The sequence below is a fragment of the Lysinibacillus sphaericus genome, from assembly GCF_005217585.1.
Lineage (GTDB): Bacteria > Bacillota > Bacilli > Bacillales_A > Planococcaceae > Lysinibacillus > Lysinibacillus sphaericus.
Genome location: NZ_SZPT01000002.1, coordinates 1,522,781 through 1,542,206, shown reverse-complemented (window position 1 = coordinate 1,542,206; position 19,426 = coordinate 1,522,781). Strand labels below are relative to the sequence as shown.

The window sequence follows — 19,426 nt, the reverse complement described above, 5'->3', positions numbered from 1 at the left end:
CATCTATGAGAGTAGTAGCAGGAGAACGCAAAGGAATGCCCCTAAAGGCTGTTGCGGGGAGTACAACAAGACCTACAACAGACAAGGTAAAAGAATCCATCTTTAATATAATCGGTCCCTTTTTTGATGGAGGGACAGCACTCGATTTATTTGCTGGAAGTGGCGGTTTAGGAATTGAATCGCTTAGTCGAGGTGTAGAACATGCTGTCTTCATTGAAAAAGACGTAAAAGCCTATCAGGTATTACAGGAAAATATCAAGAAGTGTCGTTATGAAGATTGTTCAGAGCTTTTTCGCATTGATGCAAAGCGTGCTGTGAAAGCGCTGTTAAAGCGTGATATTACATTTAATCTTGTATTTTTAGATCCGCCTTATCATCATAAAGAATACTATGATTTAGTACAGGTGCTTGTCGAGCATGATAAAGTACAACGCAATGGTATTATTTTATGTGAACATGCAAAAGAGGTAGAATTGCCTTCTAGCTTTGGTGCTTTTCTATTACAGAGACAAGAAACATATGGCGGAACGATTATTTCGGTTTATCGTTGTGCTGGGGAAGAGGGAGAGTAAGTTGGAGAAAGTTGCTGTTGTTCCTGGAAGTTTTGATCCTGTTACATTTGGTCATTTAGATATTATCAAGCGTGCTGCAGATGTTTTTGATGTGGTTTATGTGGCAGTGTTAAACAATTCATCCAAGCATCCATTATTTTCTGTAGATGAACGGATGTCATTAATGGCGGAAGTTACAAAGGACTTGCCGAATGTCAGAATCGAGAGTTCTTCTGGTCTTCTGATTGACTATGCAAAAGAAAAGAATGCGAAAGCCATTGTTCGTGGATTACGAGCAGTTTCGGATTTTGAATACGAAATGCAAATTACTTCGATGAACCGTTTTCTAGATGAAACGATTGAAACATTTTTTATTATGACAAAAAATCAATATTCGTTCTTAAGCTCTAGCATTGTTAAAGAGGTAGCGAAATACGGAAGCGATGTCCGTGAGTTGGTTCCAGCTTGTGTTGAACGAGCTTTAAAGGAAAAATATGGTTTTGCTAAATAATCTGTAGACTATAGACGGACTTGAAAAAATTCGAGTCCATTCTATAGTCTTTTTTATATACAACCATTTTACGCGGCTTAAGCAAGGAAAATTCAGAATTGTTTGGGTGACTGGCACTATAGTAAGAAAAAAGCAGCATAAATTGTTGGCACAATGATTATGCTAAGAAGGCGAAATTTGATGTAAGGTCTGACAGAAAGTTTGGCTGATTTTGCAATAACAAAAATTTGCAAATGAATACTTATGCTTTGCATTGTCAACATTATGACAACGAGTAATGATAAATACGGGAAATCAGAAAACTCAGTAACTGTCATTTTTAATCCGTTTGTTACTTCAAGAATCGCGGCGATAGCAAGCTCAACTGTTTGTGGAATAGCAGGTAACATTTTATCTAATCCTTGTTGTAATATGGTTTGAATGGTTGTGAAAAAAATGATGGTTGTGCCAACTAATAGAATGGTTGGTGCCGTTTCTTTTATGCTCTCTGAAAATGGGGCTGTATATAAGACGGTATTGTGTACAGAAATGGTAGGAGGGTCGGTTTTACGAAATAAAAAATAACCAACTACTAAGCAACAAATATTAAAACTATGTAGTAAACATAAAAACAGCCAACCAAACGTATTACTGTTTAATAAATCAAGGCTGACAAAACCTAGTACGAAAAGAGGGCTTGGGGCATGACAAACGGCAAGTAAAAAGTTCGCCTCTTTTAAGTGTAATTGTCCACTATTTTTTAAATAGACAATAGTTGTGGCTCCTGTCGGGTATCCACCAAGTGCGCTAATAAGATAGGCTTGTACGTATAGAGAAATTCGTTTTGTTTTTGCACGCATAGGAGCGGTTAAACGAAGTAACCATTGCGTTAAAATAAGATAAGGCAATAAATAAGGGAATAACGCCTCCATAAAAAGATTTAATCCTAAATCGGTACCACTATGAGCAGTTTGTGGGAACAACAAGAGTAATAGGATAAGAAGTATGCAGAGCGCTATTTGAATTGTCGCAAACATGATATCATCTCGTTTCAACTTTTTGTCATTCACATAGGCAAATGCTAAAATCAATATATGTAAAAAAGGCAAAAACATGAACTAATAGTTTTGCGTGCGTCTTAGGAGGTGTCCATTCGATGAAGAAAAAAATTGGTCTTTATGCAGTGTTTTTAGTCGCGCTTTGTTTTTTTATGTTATACCGACTAGACGCGTATATTATGAAGCCTGGAAGTGCATACGATGTTAGTAAATTTGTCACTGTCGCCAATAATCATTCTGATGAGGCGGGTTCGATGAGTTTAATGACAGTTGCTATGCAACAAGCTACACCGTTTTCGTATCTCTGGGCGAAAACACAAAAATATGAAAAAATAATGGATATTAAACAAGTAAGAAATCCATTAGAGGATGACGAAGAATATAATGTTCGTCAACTGAAATTAATGTCAGATTCTCAATTCAATGCAAAATATGTAGCTTTTCAAAGAGCGGGCCTAGAGGCGAAAATACATTTCAATGGCGTATTTGTATTAAATGTTTTAGATGGTGGCGCTTCAGATGGATTATTAAAAGCTGGGGATGAAATAACGAAAGTGGATGGTATCGAAATTACGAATCAACAAATGCTTGTGGAGCTTTTATCCAAAAAACAACTCGGCGATAAAGTGACGATTCAGTTTTTACGCGATAAAAAGGAACAACAAGAAACCATTGCCTTGAAAGAAATTCCGCAAGCAGAGGAAAAGCGAGCTGGGTTAGGGATTACTTATGCGGAGAGTAAATCGATTGAAACTAATCCAAATGTTACGATGAAAACCGAAGATATTGGCGGACCTTCCGCGGGGCTTATGTTTACACTAGAAATATTAAATCAATTAATCGATGAGGATTTAACAAAAGGCTATGCTGTGGCTGGAACTGGTGAAATGTTAATCGATGGTTCTGTTGGGCGTATTGGTGGTATTGACTACAAAATTATTGCAGCCGATCGTGACGGTATGGAAATATTTTTTGCACCTGATGATGAAATTACACCTGAAATGAAAGCGAAATATCCAGAGTTAGAATCGAACTATACGACGGCTGTCAAAACGGCTAAAGAAATTGGGACGAAAATGAAAATTGTCCCTGTGAAAACAGTCGATGATGCGATTGCTTTTTTAAAACAGCTAGCACCAAAATAATGTGATATTTTAACTTGTCAAACTGAAAAAGTGTTAGATTGCTGACAATCAATCTAACACTTTTTACTATGTTGTCGATGTCCGCAACGACGATGCTATCAGCTTGGCATAGGATAGCCGTAACTGTCGCTGTTGCGTCTAATATTATGTGCTGTTCTCGCAGAAGTCATTGTCTTAAGCTATCAGCAACTAGGGCGCGCATTAAAGGGCATTAGCGTAATAATGACAGATGACCTTATTATTATATAAAAAGTGATACTCCAGCCCCTTCCAAGGAGCTTAAGGTGTCCTCTCCCACGGTAGTAGCTATCAATATTGATAAGTTAGGCCGTCTCGTTAAAATCGTATCGGCGGCATTTGATAATCTTTTGGTAATGTAGCCTGCTGTGAGCCTAGTTCAATACTAGAACTATAAACTTCAGCAGCATGTATATCTACTGCTAGCATCGCATCATTCGTAGAGGCAACTCGGCTTATTAAAGGCAATGTGAAATCCTTTTTATGTACGCCTAAGTAAGCTTGCCCTTTTGTACTCATACCGAGTAAGCGAATTGTTGAAGGCGCTTGAAAGCTTTTTAGTTGCTCTTTTGTAAAACCAGTATAAATATGTGTTAGCATGCGTTGTAGACGTGTCCATGTATAGCGTTTAGATTTAATTTTCTCCATAAAACTACTAAAGGAGTTACTTGTTTTAGCTGCTTTTAGTAGCGCATGTTCAATACCTTCTGTAACTTCTGCATAGCGTGTTAACTCGCTTGCACTATGTCTTATAAGGGTAAACTGTAGGAGCGGCCAAAAAGCCTCCCAACTAGCGAATTTCTTGTATTGTAAAATCCAATCTTGTAAATAATGAAAAGATGCATCCGGCAGTACTTCTTGCACACTTTGTAAAGATCCTGTCGAAGCGAGCGCTTTGCGAATTCCAGTTGCGCTTGCTATCGATGCCCCTTCCTGTAGTGCATCGTGATATCCTGCTGCTATACGAGGAATGGTTAAAGGCTTAATTTTGCTCCCTAACATCATAGCTGCTTCAATATAATGGAATCCGAGTATGTTGTTCGGTTGTGCTAAATCAATGTATGGTGCAGGGAACTTTTGAGAAAGCTGTTCATAGGCGTAATGTAAGCTTTTAGGATAGCTAACACCTGTTTGCACACTTTCTTTAATAAGCGAGTTGTATTCAGTACGGTGTTGCGAAATTAACTGATAGGTGTTCAAAAAGGGCTGGATGGAACCATCTTCACTACCAAAGGCAAATGCATCACAGCGGATTGCCGACAATAATGAAATCGCCCCCTTTGCGAAATCAGTTGCAGGTGCGGTACTATAGACATACGGTAGCTCAATAACAATATCCACACCGCTAGCGAGTGCCATTTTTGTACGTGTCCATTTATCTACCATGGCAGGTTCACCGCGCTGCAAAAATGTCCCGCTCATCACAGCGATTGCTATATCCGCTTGCGCTACTTTTTTTGCCTGTTCCAAATGATAAGCATGTCCATTATGAAAAGGATTGTATTCAACAACAATGCCGACTGCTTTCACATGTAAAACCCCCTTTATTTATATTTTTCTCGCATCTTGATTTTGACCAGTCAAGATGCTACAAATAGTGTTACAGTGCCTCTATCTGAAATTTTGCTTATAGCTACTGATGATTTACTGTCGGTTACGACAAGAGGCTAAATACAAATTAGATGTACTTAATTATAGGTGGGTTTTCGAGTGGTGACAAGAAATTATCTTGACATCTATTTTTACACATTATATAATCAACAGTGTTGTCTCGAGGTGATTAAACGAATGAAATGGTCAATTCATCAATTATCTAAATACCGTCAAGACGGAATGCCGATCGATACCTATGTCCAATTGGATGAGGTGATGGAGCGAAACCAGGATATTCGAGCAATTTCGCCCGTTCATGTAAAAGGGCTATGTACATTCGGTGCATCGCAAATGACTTGTCAGCTAACTGTGACAGCAACGTTAACACTACCTTGTGCTCGCACATGGGAAGATGTTGAGTTTCCTATCGAAGTTGAGACAGTTGAAATATTCAGCTGGATTGACGAAGAAAAAAGAGGGGAAGATGACGGTGATATTCACTATCTTGATGGTGAAGTAATCGACATGAAGCCAGTTATTGAGGAGCTAGTGCTTCTTGAGGTACCATTGCAAGTATTCAAAGAGAATACCGAAGGACAAGTGCAAGGTGGTAAAAATTGGTCTTACGCAACAGATGAAGACGTGGCGCTTCACAAAAAAACTGACGAACCAAAAGTGGATCCAAGACTAGCTGCTTTAGCTAAGTATTTTGATCAAACAGACGAATAGACGATCTGTAAGGAGGTGCCATCAATGGCTGTACCATTTAGAAGAACTTCTAAAACTGCAAAAAGAAAGCGTCGTACGCATTTCAAACTATCTGTACCTGGTATGGTAGCTTGCCCAAACTGTGGTGAAGCAAAATTATCACACCGTGTTTGCAAAGCTTGCGGACAATACAAAGGTAAAGAAGTAGTAAGCAAATAATACAGTGTTTGCTCACTTAAAAGGCTAGTAAAGAGACCATGGCTCTTTACTAGCCTTTTTGTTTGCTTGAAATAACAGAATTTTTCATAAATATTTTAAATTTATATAGTGCTATAACAATAGTGTGATACAATTTATTTAGCTTGCTTCAGTGAGGTTTCGAACGATTGCTGAATAAGTGATAAGGTATTAGCAAACGTTATACATTTTCAGGGGGTCTTTTCAAGTGGGCTCCGATTTAGCTGACGTATAATGGATGGGGACAAAGGGGGAACTATAGTGGCTTATAGTATTGATAATCAAGATGGGATCATGACATTTACCATAAACCGTGAAGAAAAGCGTAATGCTGTGAATGATGAGGTAATGAATGGTCTTCGAGAAGTAATTACATATATACAAAATCATGACGATGTGCGTTTTTTAGTCGTGACAGGAGCGGGGGAAAAATCTTTTTGTTCAGGAGGGGATTTATCAGAATTTCATTCTCTTGAAACTGAAGATGAAGCCTTTGGAATGTTAAGTAAGATGGGGGAAATCTTATATGATCTTGCTACATTACCAGTACCGACGATAGCACTGATTAATGGGACTGCTGTAGGCGGTGGCTGCGAGATTGCCACTGCTTGTGATTTTCGTTTAGTGGCTAGCCATGCTAAATGTGGCTTTATTCAAGGAACATTAGCAATTACAAGTGGCTGGGGTGGTGGAACCTACTTATTTGAACGAGGTTTACGCCATGACCGCGCAATGAAGATGCTAGTGGATGCAAAGCCATATCCGGCTGATTTACTATATGAGATTGGTTGGGCAATGCGTGTATTTGAAGGATCGAAGGAACTTGCTTTGAATGAGTTTATTGAACATATGCGCAAAATACATCCTTCCGTGCACAAAGCGTATAAAGAAATTGAACTTCGTAAATGGCGAGAGTGTAATATGTATGAGCGCGTTATGGAGGAAGTTCGCACATGTGCAAAATTATGGGAAAGTGAAGCGCATCACGAGGCAGTTAATAATTTTCTAACAAAAAAGAACAGTAAGTAGTGTATAGTGGCAGTGATTAGCTCGAAACATAATCACTGTCTTTTTTCGTCCTGTGATTCTATTTTGCCTGGTAACGCATATAGTAGTAAAAAATGTGAGGGTGATAGATTATGGAACTGAAAAAAAGAAAAGATCAATGGACAAAGGAAGACGATGAAAGATTAGCAGAAATTGTCTTGCATAATGTGCAAAACGGTAAAACGCAGTTAGAGGCATTTGAAATGGCTGCTAATGAGCTTGGACGTACAAAACAAGCATGTGGTTTTCGTTGGAATAAAACATTACGTGGGCAATATAGTCAATCGCTTTTAGCTGTTCGCAATCAACCTCAACAATCTATGCGAAGCCATTTAAAATTAGCGTTAACGAGTTTTGATGAATTAACGGAAGCTTATCAAAATCTTGAAATTAAACATCGTGAATTACAAAACGAGCATGAAAAGCTAGTGAAATGGTTACAGCAAGGTTATTCGTTAATGAAAGATTAACATTTTGAAAGAAAAATGCCTATTAGTAGAGATGGCTGATTAGCGACAGTGCTTATAAGAAAATGAAGCTAAAGAAATCAAGGTGTAAACGCAAATGTTGACTATATGTTTACCTTCATTGTATGAAAACAACCATTATTGTATCGTAATTACCAACCAATCTTGTATAATAGAAACACCTGCAAAGGAGGTGTCTCAGAGGTATTTCTGAGGCACCTCCTTCTATAGCGTAAGGCAAAGTAATGATTGTGTTATGATAGGACGAGTGTAGTAAATGTTGGAAAAGTGTTGATTGGCTTTGTCAATTTAGGCTGTTTAAAAGTTTGCTTTTACTGTTAGATAGCCTCTTTTCATTAAGTGGAGGTGGCGAACATTGTGAATGTAGTAGTTATTGGAGCTGGAGCAGTAGGCCAGCTAATGGCTAGTTTCCTGGCAGAAGCTCATATGCACGTAACGTTAGTGGTGAGAAGACAGGAACAAGCACATGAACTTCAATTAAAGCGCTTAACGAGGGTTCAGTTAGATGGAACGCAGACAGTGCATCAAATTGCTTCTACAGTAGAGTTGAAGACGATATCGAAACCCGATTTGATTATAATAGCAGTTAAATATCGGCAACTACAAAAAATTTATAAACAATTATTAGATGTTCCAAAGGAAGTGCCATTGCTATTTGTGCAAAATGGTTTAGCACATTTCGATGAAGCTTTACGTTTACCGCAGCAAACGATAGCCTTTTGCTCGGTTTCTTTTGGTGCCCAAATAATTAATTTAACTACAGTCCAGCATAGAGGGATGGGTCTATGTAAAATAGGGATAGCGCGTGGGAACGATGGAATATTTCATCAGTTGCTACAGATGCAAAATCCTTTATGCCCAATAGAAATGGTTGAAAATGCCGAACAAATGCTTTTTGAAAAAGCTGTATTGAACTGTCTGATTAATCCATTAACGGCTATATTGCAAATAAAGAACGGTGAGTTATTAACAAATAAGCATGCGTTCTTTTTAATGCATACCATATATCAAGAGTTAGCAGAGGCCTTTGTAGACATGCAACAGACAATTCCATTTTCAGCAGTAATAACTTTGTGTGAAAAAACAGGGAAGAATACATCCTCGATGCTAGCTGATCGCATGCAGGGTAGAAAAAGCGAAGTTGACACGATTGTAGGGGCAGTTTTACAAAAAGCTTCAGCAAACGGTTATTCTTTACCTACTTTGCGAACTTTATATCACCAAGTTCTAGCGATGGAAGAGAGCGGTGAACAATATTGAAAGATATTTTACATATAGTCATAAGTGTTATTATTTTTTGTCCAATTCTGTTATTTGTAATTGTCTATGCTGTTAGTCGAAAGGTTAATATTAGAGGCACTCATGCATTTGGTGCCGCATCAGATGTCACGACGTTTTGGCTGTTTTTTTCTGTGCCATTGGCAATTGGTGCGCTGTGGGGTGTGAATGTGGGAGCTCTTTTAGTCATGCTAGCAATTGTGCTAGCGATTGTTTTTACATATGTTGATTGGCGTACGAAAAAGGAAATTGAAGTGAGGCCACTATTGCGAAAAATTTGGCGTTTTTTATTTTTAGTACTTAGTACAGCGTATCTTTTAATTTGTCTAGTCGGTATGATTCAATCTGTTGTAGAATATTTACAATCTGTATAAGCATTTTCTTTTCATGTTGAAGACAGAAGGGGTAAAATAATAGCATTAAAAAATGTTTACAAGGAATACGATGATTTAGTGAGTAGAGGAGTTTGTGTTAAATGAAACTGGAGTCAATCCAAGTACCCGTAAAAAATCGTGTGCTAGCAGATTATTGGTCGCCAAATACTGCCATTCATGAGTTTTTTGAATATGAATACAATGATAAGTCGTTTGAAATGCGAGCGAAATATTTAGAACAGCGAGCAGGTGATCAAAAAGAGTTAACAGCAATAATTCGTCAGTTTATGGAGCCACTTGGCTTATCAGATAAAACGAATGAGCATTTGCAACAACTAGAGCAAGGAGCTGTTGCAGTTGTCGGTGGGCAACAAGCGGGTGTACTAACTGGCCCTCTTTACTCAGTTCATAAAGCAATTTCGGTCATAACATTAGCAAAAGAGCAAAGTGAAAAGCTTCAACGAGCAGTTGTACCGATTTTTTGGATTGCTGGGGAAGATCATGACTTAGAGGAAATTAACCATACATTTACAATGCGGGATACGGATATAAAAAAGCGTGCGTATGGTGAGCGTTCAAGAAGAAAAACAATGGCTTCGACTACAAACTTAAACAAAGAAGCGATGACCCAATTAATTAATACGATCATCAAGGACTTTGGTGAAACAGCGCACACTGAAAGGTTGTTCAATCAACTTTTGGATGCGTTGAACGAGAGTGAAACATTTACTGATTTCTTTGCACGACTAATGAATACGCTGTTCAAAGACGAAGGTCTTCTAATGATTGATGCAGCCGATGTGAAATTCCGTCAATATGAACGTAACCATTTTGTTCAGCTCATTCATCATAGTAAAGAAATTGCAAGACTAGTAACAGAAAAAGAAGCTGCGTTGGACAGAGCGGGTTATGGTAAGCCGATATTAGCAACTGAAGATGCAGCTAATTTGTTCTATGTTAAAGATGGAGAGCGCTTTTTATTAGAAAGACGACAACATCAATTTGTTAATTTAGCAGCAAATATTAAACTTTCGCAAGAAGAGCTTTTAACGATGGCACAGCAACATCCAGAGAATTTGAGTAATAATGTTGTTACGCGTCCGTTAATGCAGGAAATGACGATACCAGTATTAGCATTTGTTGGTGGACCTGGTGAGCTTGCATACTGGGCGACATTAAAGGATGCGTTTGCTGTATTAGGTTTACAAATGCCAATTTTTGCGCCACGTCTTAATATTACGATTATTACGCGCCATGTAGATCAACTATTACGTGAATATCATTTAACGGTTGAAGATATATGGAATGGTAAAGCAATCGCTTTAAAGGAGCAATTTATTGCTGAAGTGCAAGATGCTGAAGCAAAGCGTCAAATTTTAGACATGCAACAACTGCTTTTAGAAAAATACGCTACACTTGAGCGCTATTTTGCAGAACAACAAATATCATTAGATAAAATACTTGAAAAAAACAAAGAAAATCATGTTAGACAGTTTGAGTATTTACAACAAAAAGTAGAACAAACAGTGCTAAGTAAGCATGAAACGACTATTCGAAAATTTATGACACTTCAAAATGAGCTGTATCCAAATGATGGGTTCCAAGAGCGTTCTTATAATCCGTATCAATATATAAATGAGTTTGGACCTACGTTAATTGAAGAAATGTTGAAGAAAACATACAATATTGGAAATCACCACTATTTCCTTTATTTGTAATATCACAAACGTATGCCTTTAGGGCTATTAAAAGCTAGGGTGTAAACGTAGATTTGAAGGAATCTGTCGGTTTTGCAGGAAAAAAGAGAGCTATCCTACTAAGGGTAGTTCTTTTTTTATGCCCTTTAGCACAAAATGAAAATTTGTCTAAAGGTCTAAACACACATATGAGATGAAATTGTCAAGTTTTTTTTAAAAAAAGTGGAGGAAAGTGGGGCGATGTGGTACATTATTTAATAAAGTGGGGTGACTAGCATGTTCATGGGAGAATATCAACACTCTGTTGACGCGAAAGGACGATTAATCGTGCCCGCAAAATTTCGTGAAGCCTTAGGTGAAACCTTTGTTGTGACACGCGGACTTGATAATTGTTTGTTTGGCTATCCTATGGATGAATGGCGAAAACTCGAAGAAAAATTAAAAGGTTTACCGATGACAAAGAAAGATACTCGTGCTTTTGCGAGGTTCTTCTTTTCAGGTGCGACGGAAGTAGAAATAGACAAGCAAGGTCGTATTAATATTCCTTCAACACTTATGCAACATGCTCATTTAATAAAAGAATGTGTTGTGCTAGGTGTCTCGAATCGAATTGAGATATGGGCAAAAGATGCTTGGGAAACTTATTTTGCGGAGTCTGAACAATCTTTTAATGAAATTGCAGAAAATATGATTGGCTTTGATTTTTAATTTTTGTATTAGACGTGAAAACGTCAACTGAAAAGGTTAAGGCCTGAGGGGAGCGATTGGTATGTTCGATCATACAACCGTGCTATTAAAAGAAACTGTTGATGGGTTGAACATCGATCCTGATGGTGTATATGTGGACTGTACGCTTGGTGGAGCAGGACACAGTGAATATTTAGTACAACAATTATCTGATAAAGGTCGTCTCATTTGTTTTGACCAAGATACGACGGCTATTGAAAATGCGAAAATTCGATTAGCTGCTTATTTAGAGCGTGTTACATTTGTTCATTCGAATTTCCGTTATTTAAAAGAAGAGCTACTAGCACTTGGTATACAAGAAGTAGATGGCATTTTATATGATTTAGGCGTTTCTTCTCCGCAATTAGATACGCCAGAGCGTGGTTTTAGTTATCATCATGATGCACCACTCGATATGCGCATGGATCAGACGGCAGCGCTTACAGCATATCATGTCGTGAATGACTGGGCATACGAAGATTTAGTTCGTATTTTCTTCCGTTATGGGGAAGAAAAATTTTCGAAGCAAGTTGCTCGTAAAATTGAAGAGGCTCGTAAAACAGCTCCAATTGAAACAACAGGACAGCTTGTAGAACTTATTAAAGAGGGTATACCAGCAGCGGCTCGCCGTAAAGGTGGACATCCTGCGAAGCGCATATTTCAAGCAATTCGAATTGCTGTGAATGACGAGCTAGGCGCAGCGGAGGATTCGTTAGTCGATGCGATTGATATGATTAATGTAGGTGGCCGTATTAGTGTTATTACATTCCATTCATTGGAAGACCGCCTATGCAAGACTATTTTTAAAGAAGCGTCATCTTTACCGGAATTACCACCAAATTTACCTGTAATTCCTGATGACATGAAGCCAACTTTAAAGCTTATATCTAGAAAGCCGATTCTACCTTCTGAGGAAGAATTAGCAGTTAACAATCGAGCTCGTTCAGCGAAGCTTAGAGTGGTGGAGAAAATTAACGACAAAGGGCGTGAGTAAATGGCAGCAGTACGTGTAAGGCAGCACCAACAGCAACATGTGCAACAACCGATAACACCACCTAGTCCACAACCCACTATCATACGTCGTAAAAAAACGAACCAGAAGTTTGAAAAAATGATGCTACTAGCTTTAGTAAGTATCATCATTGTATTGTCAGTGTTAGTTTTGAATAATCAAGCAGCGATTCAAACGACAAGCATGGATATTCAAAAAATCGAAGCAGAAGCAGATGAGATTGCAAAACAGAATGTTGACTTAACAGTTCGTGTAAGTGAACTTTCTACATACGAAAATATATGGAAAAAAGCAAAAGAACTCGGTTTAACTCAAAATGAGAAAAATGTAAAGGTAGTGCCGGGAGAATGAAAAAAAAGAGATTTCGATTCCAATGGGGAGCCTTTCTATTACTAGTTTTTTATGGAGGGCTCTTTTTTCTATTATTCACGCGAATGATTACATTACAGGCGACAGGTGAAGCAGAAGGACAAGCGCTCGCTGCAAAAGCAGCGGCTAAATATAACAAAGAAAGTGCAATCACAGCAAACCGAGGCAAAATTTTTGATAGAAATGGACAAGTTATAGCTGAAGATACGCTTAGTTATCGACTAATTGCCGTAGTTAGTGATAAGGCTACTACAGATGAAAAGAGACCCCATCATGTTGTAGACCCTGAAAAAACGGCAGAAATCTTAAGTGAATATATCAAAATGGATAAAGAGGATATTTATAAAAGGCTAACGAAGCTCCGCAGTGATGGAACTTTGCCATATCAGGTGGAGTTTGGTGTGGCAGGTAGAGGAATTAACCATGAAGTCATGAGCAAAATTAAAGAAGAAAAATTACCTGGGATTTTGTTTGTTAGCGATTTAAAACGCTATTATCCGAATGGTGTTTTTGCTTCACATTTAATTGGTTTTGCTCTGAAAGAGGACAATAAGGACGGCACCGTAACGACGAAAGGGAAAATGGGATTAGAACTTACCTATGACAAGGAGTTAACGGGTGTTAATGGCAAAGTAAAATACCAAACAGATGCCTTTAGTTACTTATTACCAAACAGTGAAAAAATGGTGACACCTGCAAAAGATGGCGATAATATCTTTTTAACTATTGATAAAACGATTCAAAGTTTCGTAGAGGATGCTATGACGCAAGTTGAGAAAGAATATAATCCCGAGTCAATGATTGTCGTTGTAGCTGAACCGAAAACAGGGAAAATATTAGCGATGTCACAGCGTCCAACTTTTAATCCAGATACACGTGAAAGTACGAATATGAAATGGCTTAACGCTGTAATTGAAGAAACCATTGAACCAGGTTCGACGATGAAGACATTCACGCTTGCTTCTGCCATCGATACTGGTAAATGGGTGCCATACGATAAATTTAGGTCTGGGCAATATACAGTGCATGATCGTACAATTCGAGATCATAACCAAGTAGGTTGGGGCAGAATTACGTATCTAGAAGGTTTCCAACGTTCATCTAATACAGCAATGGCCAATTTATTAAAAAGTATTGGTGATGATGTATTTGTTGATTACTTAGGTAAATTCGGTTTTGGTAAGAAAACGGGCATTGATTTACCGAATGAAGCAACGGGGACGATTTTATCGAAGTATCCAATTCAACGCGTGACAACGACGTATGGGCAAGGTTCAACCGTGACACCGATACAGCTAATCCAAGCGATGACAGCGATTGCGAATGACGGTAAGATGATGCAGCCGTACGTTATCGATAAGATTGTAGATTCTTCAACTGGTGAAATTATCCAACAACATGAGCCGGAAGAAAAAGGCCAACCAGTGTCAGCAGATACAGCAAAACAAGTACGTGAAATTCTTGCTTCGACATTAACATCAGAGTTTGGGACAGCGAAGGACTTTATCCTCGATGAATACCAAGTAGCTGGTAAAACGGGTACAGCCCAGATTCCAAAGGCAAACGGTACTTATTCATGGGGAGCCAATCAGTTCTTGTATTCATTCCTAGGAATGGCGCCATACGATGATCCGCAACTCATTATGTATGTGTCGGTGGAAAAGCCAAAGCTTAAAGGTGAGTTAGGTTCTGTACCAGTTTCCAAAATCTTTAAGCCAGTTATGCAAAATAGTTTAAAACATTTAAATATTAGCCCAGCTGATGTTCAGCATGTCAATCATACAGCTATACAAGATTATACTGGTCAGCATGCAGAAGCTATTCAAGTTGAACTGGCAAACGATGGATTAAATCCAGTAATTGTTGGAGCTGGAGGAGAAATTTTAGAGCAATATCCAAAAGGTGGACAAAAACTTGTCAAAGGTAGTTTTGTCTTTTTGAAAACAGCAGGGGATATTGCATTGCCAAACTTTACAAACTGGTCATTACGTAATCTATTAGTTTTTAAATCCATGTCAGGTCTAGAAATTGAAGTTGTTGGAGAGGGCTTTGCAGTCAGTCAAAGTGTATCTGCAGGTACCGTAATTTCAGATAGTGCGCCAATTGTAGTGAAGTTGAAAACACCAGCTGAAAGCTTTGTACAAGATGTTGAAGCGCCGTCTGAAGGAGAAATTGAACAGGTAGATGATGAATAGCCATTGAATAGAAGTCCACTTTATTTCATACGTTGTAAAAAACAAGGTGTGATGTCGAATGAAGTGGATTTCTATCCATTCCAAAAAACGTTTACGTATTTTATATGTTTTGTTTTTGTGCGTAGCTGTAGCGATAGTTATTCGGTTATTTGTTTTACAAGTATTTGATCAAAAAGAATTGACACAAAAAGCAGAAGAAAACTGGGATCGTGAAATTCCTTTTGCCAATGAGCGAGGACATATTACGGACAGGGATGGTAATAGTATTGTGACCAATAAGCTGGCGCCTACCTTATATTTTATGCCTTCGCAAAGTAAAGATATTGCAGGAGCAGCCGCACAAATAGCACAGGTACTGGAAGTAGACCAACAAAAACTGTTGGAAAAGATGCAGAAAAAGGCGTACTTAGTAAAGCTAGCACCTGAAGGGAAAAATATTTCCTACGAGAAAGCTGTTCAACTACAAGGCATGCAAATTGAGGGATTATATAGTGGCGTGGATTACTCAAGAGATTATCCTTATGGCACGCTTCTATCGCGATTTTTAGGTTTTACAGGATATGATGCGCAAGGGCTAGCAGGTATAGAATATGAGTATGACAAACTATTGCGAGCGAATTCTTCAGCTATACGACTTTTTACAGATGCCAAAGGTAATAACTTACCCAATGTTGCAAGTGCATGGAAAGCAGGAGAAGATGGGGCAACAATTGAGCTAACGATTGATGTCGATGTACAGCAAGTCGTTGAACGTGAATTATCACAGGCAATGGAACGTTATGAAGCAAATCAGGCAATGGCGGTAGCAATGAATCCTAATACAGGTGAAATACTAGCTTTAGCCTCCTATCCAACCTTTCATCCGGCTGAATATCAACAGGTCGAGCCTGCTATCTACAATCGGAATTTGCCGGTGTGGATGACCTATGAGCCAGGTTCTACTTTCAAAATTATTACGCTTAGTGCTGCTTTAGAAGAGAACTTGGTGGACTTAGAAAAGGATACTTTTTACGATCAAGGCTATACAATGGTTGCCGGTGCTAGACTGCGCTGTTGGAAGCGTGAAGGTCATGGACATGAAACGTTTTTAGAAGTTGTACAAAATTCTTGTAACCCTGGTTTTATAGAATTAGGTCAACGTTTGGGTAGTGAAAGATTATTACAGTATATTAAAGACTTTGGTTTTGGAGAAAAAACAGGCTCCAATATTGCTGGTGAAGCTTCAGGGATACTATTTTCGAAAGAGGCATTTGGCCCTGTAGAACAAGCGACCACTTCATTCGGTCAAGGGGTAGCCGTAACACCGATCCAGCAGGTGCAAGCAGTAGCTGCTGCAGTCAATGGGGGCAAGCTGTATACGCCGTATGTTGTAAAGAAAATATTTAATCCAGATACAGGTGAAACGATTAACGAAACAAAACCAGTTATTAAAAGGCAAGTAATTCGTGAAGAAACGTCTGCAAAAGTACGTGAAGCATTAGAGTCGGTAGTAGCGAAGGGATCAGGTCGACAAGCGTATCGAGATGGTCTACGTATTGGGGGTAAAACAGGTACAGCACAAAAAGTTGAAAATGGCCGGTATAAAGATGGCGAGTATATCGTATCTTTTATAGGCTTTGCACCAGCCGATAATCCACAAATTGTCGTATATGTAGCGGTGGATAATCCGAAGAAAACAACGCAATTTGGTGGCGTGGTAGCGGCTCCGATTGTTGGTCAAATTATTGAAGATGTAGCACCTTTTATTGGCATTGAAAAATCAAAGGAACAGCTTGAAAAGGATTATCGTTGGGGTGACCCACTTACTGTGAAAGTACCTAGTTTTATTGGTCAAACGAAGGATGACATTGCCAAGCAACATTATCCATTCCGTATTGAATGGCATGGAGAAGGAGCTAAAATTGGTAGTCAATTACCTGAAGTGGATAGTGTTATCAAACAAGACGGCACCATTCATTTATATTTAGTGAACTAATGTAACTTTACCTTTAAAAAAAGGGAAAGAACCACTATTATTATGAAGGGTAGTAATAATTATATGAGAGTTTGTGCTTTTTTCGTGAAGAAGAAAGTGAAACAAGATTTAAAGGAGATTTTTCAATGAAACTCGCAACAACGCTTACCATTTTAGCTATTGCTTTTATAGTAACAGTTATCTTGGCACCAATTAGTATTCCACTTCTTCGTCGATTGAAGTTTGGGCAAAGTATTCGTGAAGAAGGACCAAAATCACACATGAAAAAAGCAGGTACACCAACAATGGGGGGCATTATCTTTTTAATCGCCATCATCCTTACAACAGTTGGCATTGGCAGCTTTTTAGATTTATTCACCTCACAAACCGTGGTCCTTTTACTTGTGCTCGTAGGCTTTGGCTTGATTGGCTTTTTAGATGACGGCTTGAAGGTTATCTTTAAACGCAATCTTGGGTTGACATCTATTCAAAAGTTAATAGGGCAAATTGTCATCGCAATACTTGCATACTTCTTATTACACGCAAGTTCTTTTGATACCACATTAGCTATTCCTTTTACAGACTGGACAATTGATCTTGGTATTTTTTATGTAGCGTTTTTAATTTTCTGGTTAGTTGGTTTCTCTAATGCTGTTAACCTAACAGATGGTCTAGACGGGCTAGTGGCAGGTACAGCTTCTATTGCTTTTGCGGCATTCGGTGTAATTGCGCTATTCCAAGATCAAGCTGATATCGCTTTATTTACATTTGCGGTAACGGGTGCTTTGTTAGGGTTTTTACTATTCAATGCAAACCCTGCAAAGGTATTTATGGGAGATACCGGTTCACTTGCACTCGGTGGTGCATTAGCGATGGTATCTGTCTTAGTTAAAGAAGAGTTTTTACTTGTATTAGTTGGATTAGTGTTTGTTATTGAAACACTATCTGTCATTTTGCAGGTGGGTAGCTTTAAAATCCGTAAAAAACGTATTTTTAAAATGAGTCCTATCCACCATCATTTTGAATTATCAGGTTGGTCAGAATGGAAAGTTGTACTTGTCTTTTGGTCAACTGCTTTAGCAGTAGCATTGATTGCAGTCTTATCGGAGGCGTTCTAATGAGAGAGTATACAGATTTACAACATAAAAAAGTCCTTGTTTTAGGCCTAGCTAAAAGTGGTGTTGCAGCAGCGGAGATTTTACATGAGCTTGGCGCCTTTGTGACAGTCAATGATTCTAAGCCGTTTGATGAAAGCCCTGATGCACAAGGTCTATTGCAAAAAGGCATTACCGTTATTTGTGGTCGTCATCCCGAGGATTTACTTGATGAAGGCTTTGAAATAGTCGTCAAAAATCCAGGTATCCCATATAGCAATAACATCGTAGCAGATGCGATAAAACGTGAAATTCCTGTATGGACAGAAATAGAGCTTGCTTATTTAATTAGTGATGCACCATTTGTTGGTATTACTGGTTCTAATGGTAAAACGACAACGACGACATTAATATTTGAAATGCTGGAAAATGGTGCGAAGAAGCCATTAATCGCAGGTAATATTGGGACCGTAGCTTGTGGAGTAGCAAAAGAAGCGCAAGAAGATAATGTCATTGTGACAGAGCTTTCATCATTCCAACTGATGGGTACTAAAACATTTAAACCAAAAATTTCTATATTAACAAATCTTTATGATGCACACCTTGATTATCACGGTACGTTTGATAACTATGCTGAAGCAAAATTTGGCGTAACACGCAATCAAGATGAAACAGATTATTTCATTTTCAATGCGGATCAGCCGATTGTTGTGGGCTATGCTGCAAAATCCAATGCACAGAAAGTGCCGTTTTCTTCGAAAGGACGTACCGAGCAAGGGATTAGTGCCGATGATACAACAATCTATTGGCAAGGTGAACCGTTTATGGACAGAGCGATTATTGCATTGCCAGGTAAACATAATTTAGAAAATATTTTAGCGGCAGTAGCAGCTTGTATATTGATCGGCTGCGAAAAAGCTAAAATGGAAGAGGTTTTAGCAAAATTTGGAGGTGTCCGTCACCGTACCCAATTTGTCCGTGAGTGGAATGGACGGAAAATTTATAATGATTCTAAAGCAACTAATTGCCTAGCAACGAAAAGTGCGCTGGATGCATTCCAAGCACCCGTTATTTTGCTAGCGGGTGGTTTAGACCGTGGACATTCTTTTGAAGAGTTACGACCTTGCATGGGGCATGTCAAAGGTGTAGTAGCGTTCGGTGAAACGGGCTTACGCTTTGTAGAATTTGCTAAGTCTTGTGGAGTTTCACAAACGGTCATTGCTCAAAATGTAGAGGATGCAGTTCATTATGCCGCACCAATGTCTGCAGAAGGAGATGTTATTTTATTATCACCTGCCTGTGCAAGTTGGGATCAATATGACAGCTTTGAAATCCGTGGGGATGTTTTTATTGATGCTGTAATGAAGCTGTAACGAGCCTGTAACTATTTTA

The 19,426-nt window shown here is 38.6% G+C and carries 19 protein-coding genes; 17 read left to right on the top strand and 2 right to left on the bottom strand.

All coding sequences use genetic code 11. The features are described from left to right. The first annotated feature begins 5 nt into the window (after nucleotides 1–5). Complete coding sequence (gene rsmD, locus FC748_RS12965; RefSeq protein WP_024362159.1) at nucleotides 6–572, top strand: 16S rRNA (guanine(966)-N(2))-methyltransferase RsmD; 567 nt, start codon at nucleotides 6–8, stop codon at nucleotides 570–572. 1 nt (nucleotide 573) lies between these two features. Then, on the top strand, nucleotides 574–1,062 hold the full coding sequence (gene coaD / locus FC748_RS12960) for a pantetheine-phosphate adenylyltransferase (RefSeq protein ID WP_024362158.1): 489 nt from the start codon (nucleotides 574–576) through the stop codon (nucleotides 1,060–1,062). Nucleotides 1,063–1,178: 116 nt separating this feature from the next. Here coaD and FC748_RS12955 read toward each other — a convergent pair whose 3' ends face one another. Continuing rightward, on the bottom strand, nucleotides 1,179–2,078 hold the full coding sequence (locus FC748_RS12955; RefSeq protein ID WP_227665412.1) for a hypothetical protein: 900 nt from the start codon (nucleotides 2,076–2,078) through the stop codon (nucleotides 1,179–1,181). Nucleotides 2,079–2,197: 119 nt separating this feature from the next. Here FC748_RS12955 and FC748_RS12950 point away from each other — a divergent pair, with 119 nt between their 5' ends. Next, on the top strand, nucleotides 2,198–3,244 hold the full coding sequence (locus tag FC748_RS12950) for a SepM family pheromone-processing serine protease (protein ID WP_108029488.1): 1,047 nt from the start codon (nucleotides 2,198–2,200) through the stop codon (nucleotides 3,242–3,244). Nucleotides 3,245–3,580: 336 nt separating this feature from the next. On the opposite strand, the gene FC748_RS12945 is transcribed toward FC748_RS12950, so the two are convergent. Beyond that, nucleotides 3,581–4,792 carry a nucleotidyltransferase gene (locus tag FC748_RS12945; protein ID WP_108029489.1) on the bottom strand — a complete coding sequence of 404 codons (1,212 nt, stop codon included), beginning with the start codon at nucleotides 4,790–4,792 and terminating at the stop codon, nucleotides 3,581–3,583. A gap of 258 nt (nucleotides 4,793–5,050) precedes the next feature. On the opposite strand from FC748_RS12945, the gene FC748_RS12940 reads away from it, so the two are divergent. The 14 genes from FC748_RS12940 (at nucleotide 5,051) to murD (ending at nucleotide 19,407) form a co-directional block, all read left to right on the top strand. Then, complete coding sequence (locus FC748_RS12940) at nucleotides 5,051–5,584, top strand: YceD family protein (protein WP_024362154.1); 534 nt, start codon at nucleotides 5,051–5,053, stop codon at nucleotides 5,582–5,584. Between the two features lie 24 nt (nucleotides 5,585–5,608). Then, a complete protein-coding gene (gene rpmF, locus FC748_RS12935; RefSeq protein ID WP_010858320.1) occupies nucleotides 5,609–5,782 on the top strand; it encodes a 50S ribosomal protein L32 in 174 nt (57 codons plus the stop codon). Between the two features lie 279 nt (nucleotides 5,783–6,061). Continuing rightward, nucleotides 6,062–6,829 carry an enoyl-CoA hydratase/isomerase family protein gene (locus FC748_RS12930; protein WP_108029490.1) on the top strand — a complete coding sequence of 256 codons (768 nt, stop codon included), beginning with the start codon at nucleotides 6,062–6,064 and terminating at the stop codon, nucleotides 6,827–6,829. A gap of 110 nt (nucleotides 6,830–6,939) precedes the next feature. Next, a complete protein-coding gene (locus FC748_RS12925; protein ID WP_024362152.1) occupies nucleotides 6,940–7,317 on the top strand; it encodes a transcriptional regulator in 378 nt (125 codons plus the stop codon). Nucleotides 7,318–7,692: 375 nt separating this feature from the next. After that, nucleotides 7,693–8,595, top strand: coding sequence for a ketopantoate reductase family protein (locus tag FC748_RS12920; RefSeq protein WP_108029491.1), 903 nt, complete (start codon nucleotides 7,693–7,695; stop codon nucleotides 8,593–8,595). Then, nucleotides 8,592–8,987, top strand: coding sequence for a DUF3397 domain-containing protein (locus tag FC748_RS12915; RefSeq protein ID WP_024362150.1), 396 nt, complete (start codon nucleotides 8,592–8,594; stop codon nucleotides 8,985–8,987). Before FC748_RS12920 ends, FC748_RS12915 begins: the two co-directional genes overlap by 4 nt. Nucleotides 8,988–9,088: 101 nt before the next feature. Further along, the gene (gene bshC, locus FC748_RS12910; protein ID WP_108029492.1) at nucleotides 9,089–10,705 is read left to right on the top strand and encodes a bacillithiol biosynthesis cysteine-adding enzyme BshC; all 1,617 of its coding nucleotides are present in this window, start codon (nucleotides 9,089–9,091) and stop codon (nucleotides 10,703–10,705) included. 255 nt (nucleotides 10,706–10,960) lie between these two features. Then, nucleotides 10,961–11,392: a division/cell wall cluster transcriptional repressor MraZ gene (gene mraZ / locus FC748_RS12905; RefSeq protein WP_024362148.1), complete on the top strand. Its 432-nt coding sequence runs from the start codon at nucleotides 10,961–10,963 to the stop codon at nucleotides 11,390–11,392. Nucleotides 11,393–11,453: 61 nt separating this feature from the next. Next, complete coding sequence (rsmH, locus tag FC748_RS12900) at nucleotides 11,454–12,404, top strand: 16S rRNA (cytosine(1402)-N(4))-methyltransferase RsmH (RefSeq protein WP_024362147.1); 951 nt, start codon at nucleotides 11,454–11,456, stop codon at nucleotides 12,402–12,404. Continuing rightward, complete coding sequence (ftsL, locus tag FC748_RS12895) at nucleotides 12,405–12,773, top strand: cell division protein FtsL (protein ID WP_024362146.1); 369 nt, start codon at nucleotides 12,405–12,407, stop codon at nucleotides 12,771–12,773. It abuts the gene before it with no gap. After that, a complete protein-coding gene (locus FC748_RS12890; RefSeq protein WP_108029493.1) occupies nucleotides 12,770–14,986 on the top strand; it encodes a penicillin-binding protein in 2,217 nt (738 codons plus the stop codon). Before ftsL ends, FC748_RS12890 begins: the two co-directional genes overlap by 4 nt. Nucleotides 14,987–15,044: 58 nt before the next feature. Then, complete coding sequence (locus FC748_RS12885) at nucleotides 15,045–16,961, top strand: stage V sporulation protein D (RefSeq protein ID WP_108029494.1); 1,917 nt, start codon at nucleotides 15,045–15,047, stop codon at nucleotides 16,959–16,961. A gap of 125 nt (nucleotides 16,962–17,086) precedes the next feature. Next, nucleotides 17,087–18,058 (top strand): phospho-N-acetylmuramoyl-pentapeptide-transferase, encoded by a 972-nt coding sequence (gene mraY / locus FC748_RS12880; RefSeq protein ID WP_024362143.1) that lies wholly within the window; start codon nucleotides 17,087–17,089, stop codon nucleotides 18,056–18,058. Then, on the top strand, nucleotides 18,058–19,407 hold the full coding sequence (gene murD / locus FC748_RS12875) for a UDP-N-acetylmuramoyl-L-alanine--D-glutamate ligase (protein ID WP_024362142.1): 1,350 nt from the start codon (nucleotides 18,058–18,060) through the stop codon (nucleotides 19,405–19,407). Before mraY ends, murD begins: the two co-directional genes overlap by 1 nt. Nucleotides 19,408–19,426: the final 19 nt, after the last annotated feature.

What these genes read in the sequence shown, in the direction of transcription:
- FC748_RS12940 (WP_024362154.1), top strand. Translation starts at nt 5,051, where the DNA reads ATGAAATGGTCAATTCATCAATTATCTAAATACCGTCAAGACGGAATG.
- FC748_RS12890 (WP_108029493.1), top strand. Translation starts at nt 12,770, where the DNA reads ATGAAAAAAAAGAGATTTCGATTCCAATGGGGAGCCTTTCTATTACTA.
- mraZ (WP_024362148.1), top strand. Translation starts at nt 10,961, where the DNA reads ATGTTCATGGGAGAATATCAACACTCTGTTGACGCGAAAGGACGATTA.
- bshC (WP_108029492.1), top strand. Translation starts at nt 9,089, where the DNA reads ATGAAACTGGAGTCAATCCAAGTACCCGTAAAAAATCGTGTGCTAGCA.
- FC748_RS12950 (WP_108029488.1), top strand. Translation starts at nt 2,198, where the DNA reads ATGAAGAAAAAAATTGGTCTTTATGCAGTGTTTTTAGTCGCGCTTTGT.
- rsmH (WP_024362147.1), top strand. Translation starts at nt 11,454, where the DNA reads ATGTTCGATCATACAACCGTGCTATTAAAAGAAACTGTTGATGGGTTG.
- FC748_RS12955 (WP_227665412.1), bottom strand. Translation starts at nt 2,078, where the DNA reads ATGTTTGCGACAATTCAAATAGCGCTCTGCATACTTCTTATCCTATTA.
- ftsL (WP_024362146.1), top strand. Translation starts at nt 12,405, where the DNA reads ATGGCAGCAGTACGTGTAAGGCAGCACCAACAGCAACATGTGCAACAA.
- FC748_RS12885 (WP_108029494.1), top strand. Translation starts at nt 15,045, where the DNA reads ATGAAGTGGATTTCTATCCATTCCAAAAAACGTTTACGTATTTTATAT.
- murD (WP_024362142.1), top strand. Translation starts at nt 18,058, where the DNA reads ATGAGAGAGTATACAGATTTACAACATAAAAAAGTCCTTGTTTTAGGC.
- FC748_RS12925 (WP_024362152.1), top strand. Translation starts at nt 6,940, where the DNA reads ATGGAACTGAAAAAAAGAAAAGATCAATGGACAAAGGAAGACGATGAA.
- mraY (WP_024362143.1), top strand. Translation starts at nt 17,087, where the DNA reads ATGAAACTCGCAACAACGCTTACCATTTTAGCTATTGCTTTTATAGTA.
- rsmD (WP_024362159.1), top strand. Translation starts at nt 6, where the DNA reads ATGAGAGTAGTAGCAGGAGAACGCAAAGGAATGCCCCTAAAGGCTGTT.
- rpmF (WP_010858320.1), top strand. Translation starts at nt 5,609, where the DNA reads ATGGCTGTACCATTTAGAAGAACTTCTAAAACTGCAAAAAGAAAGCGT.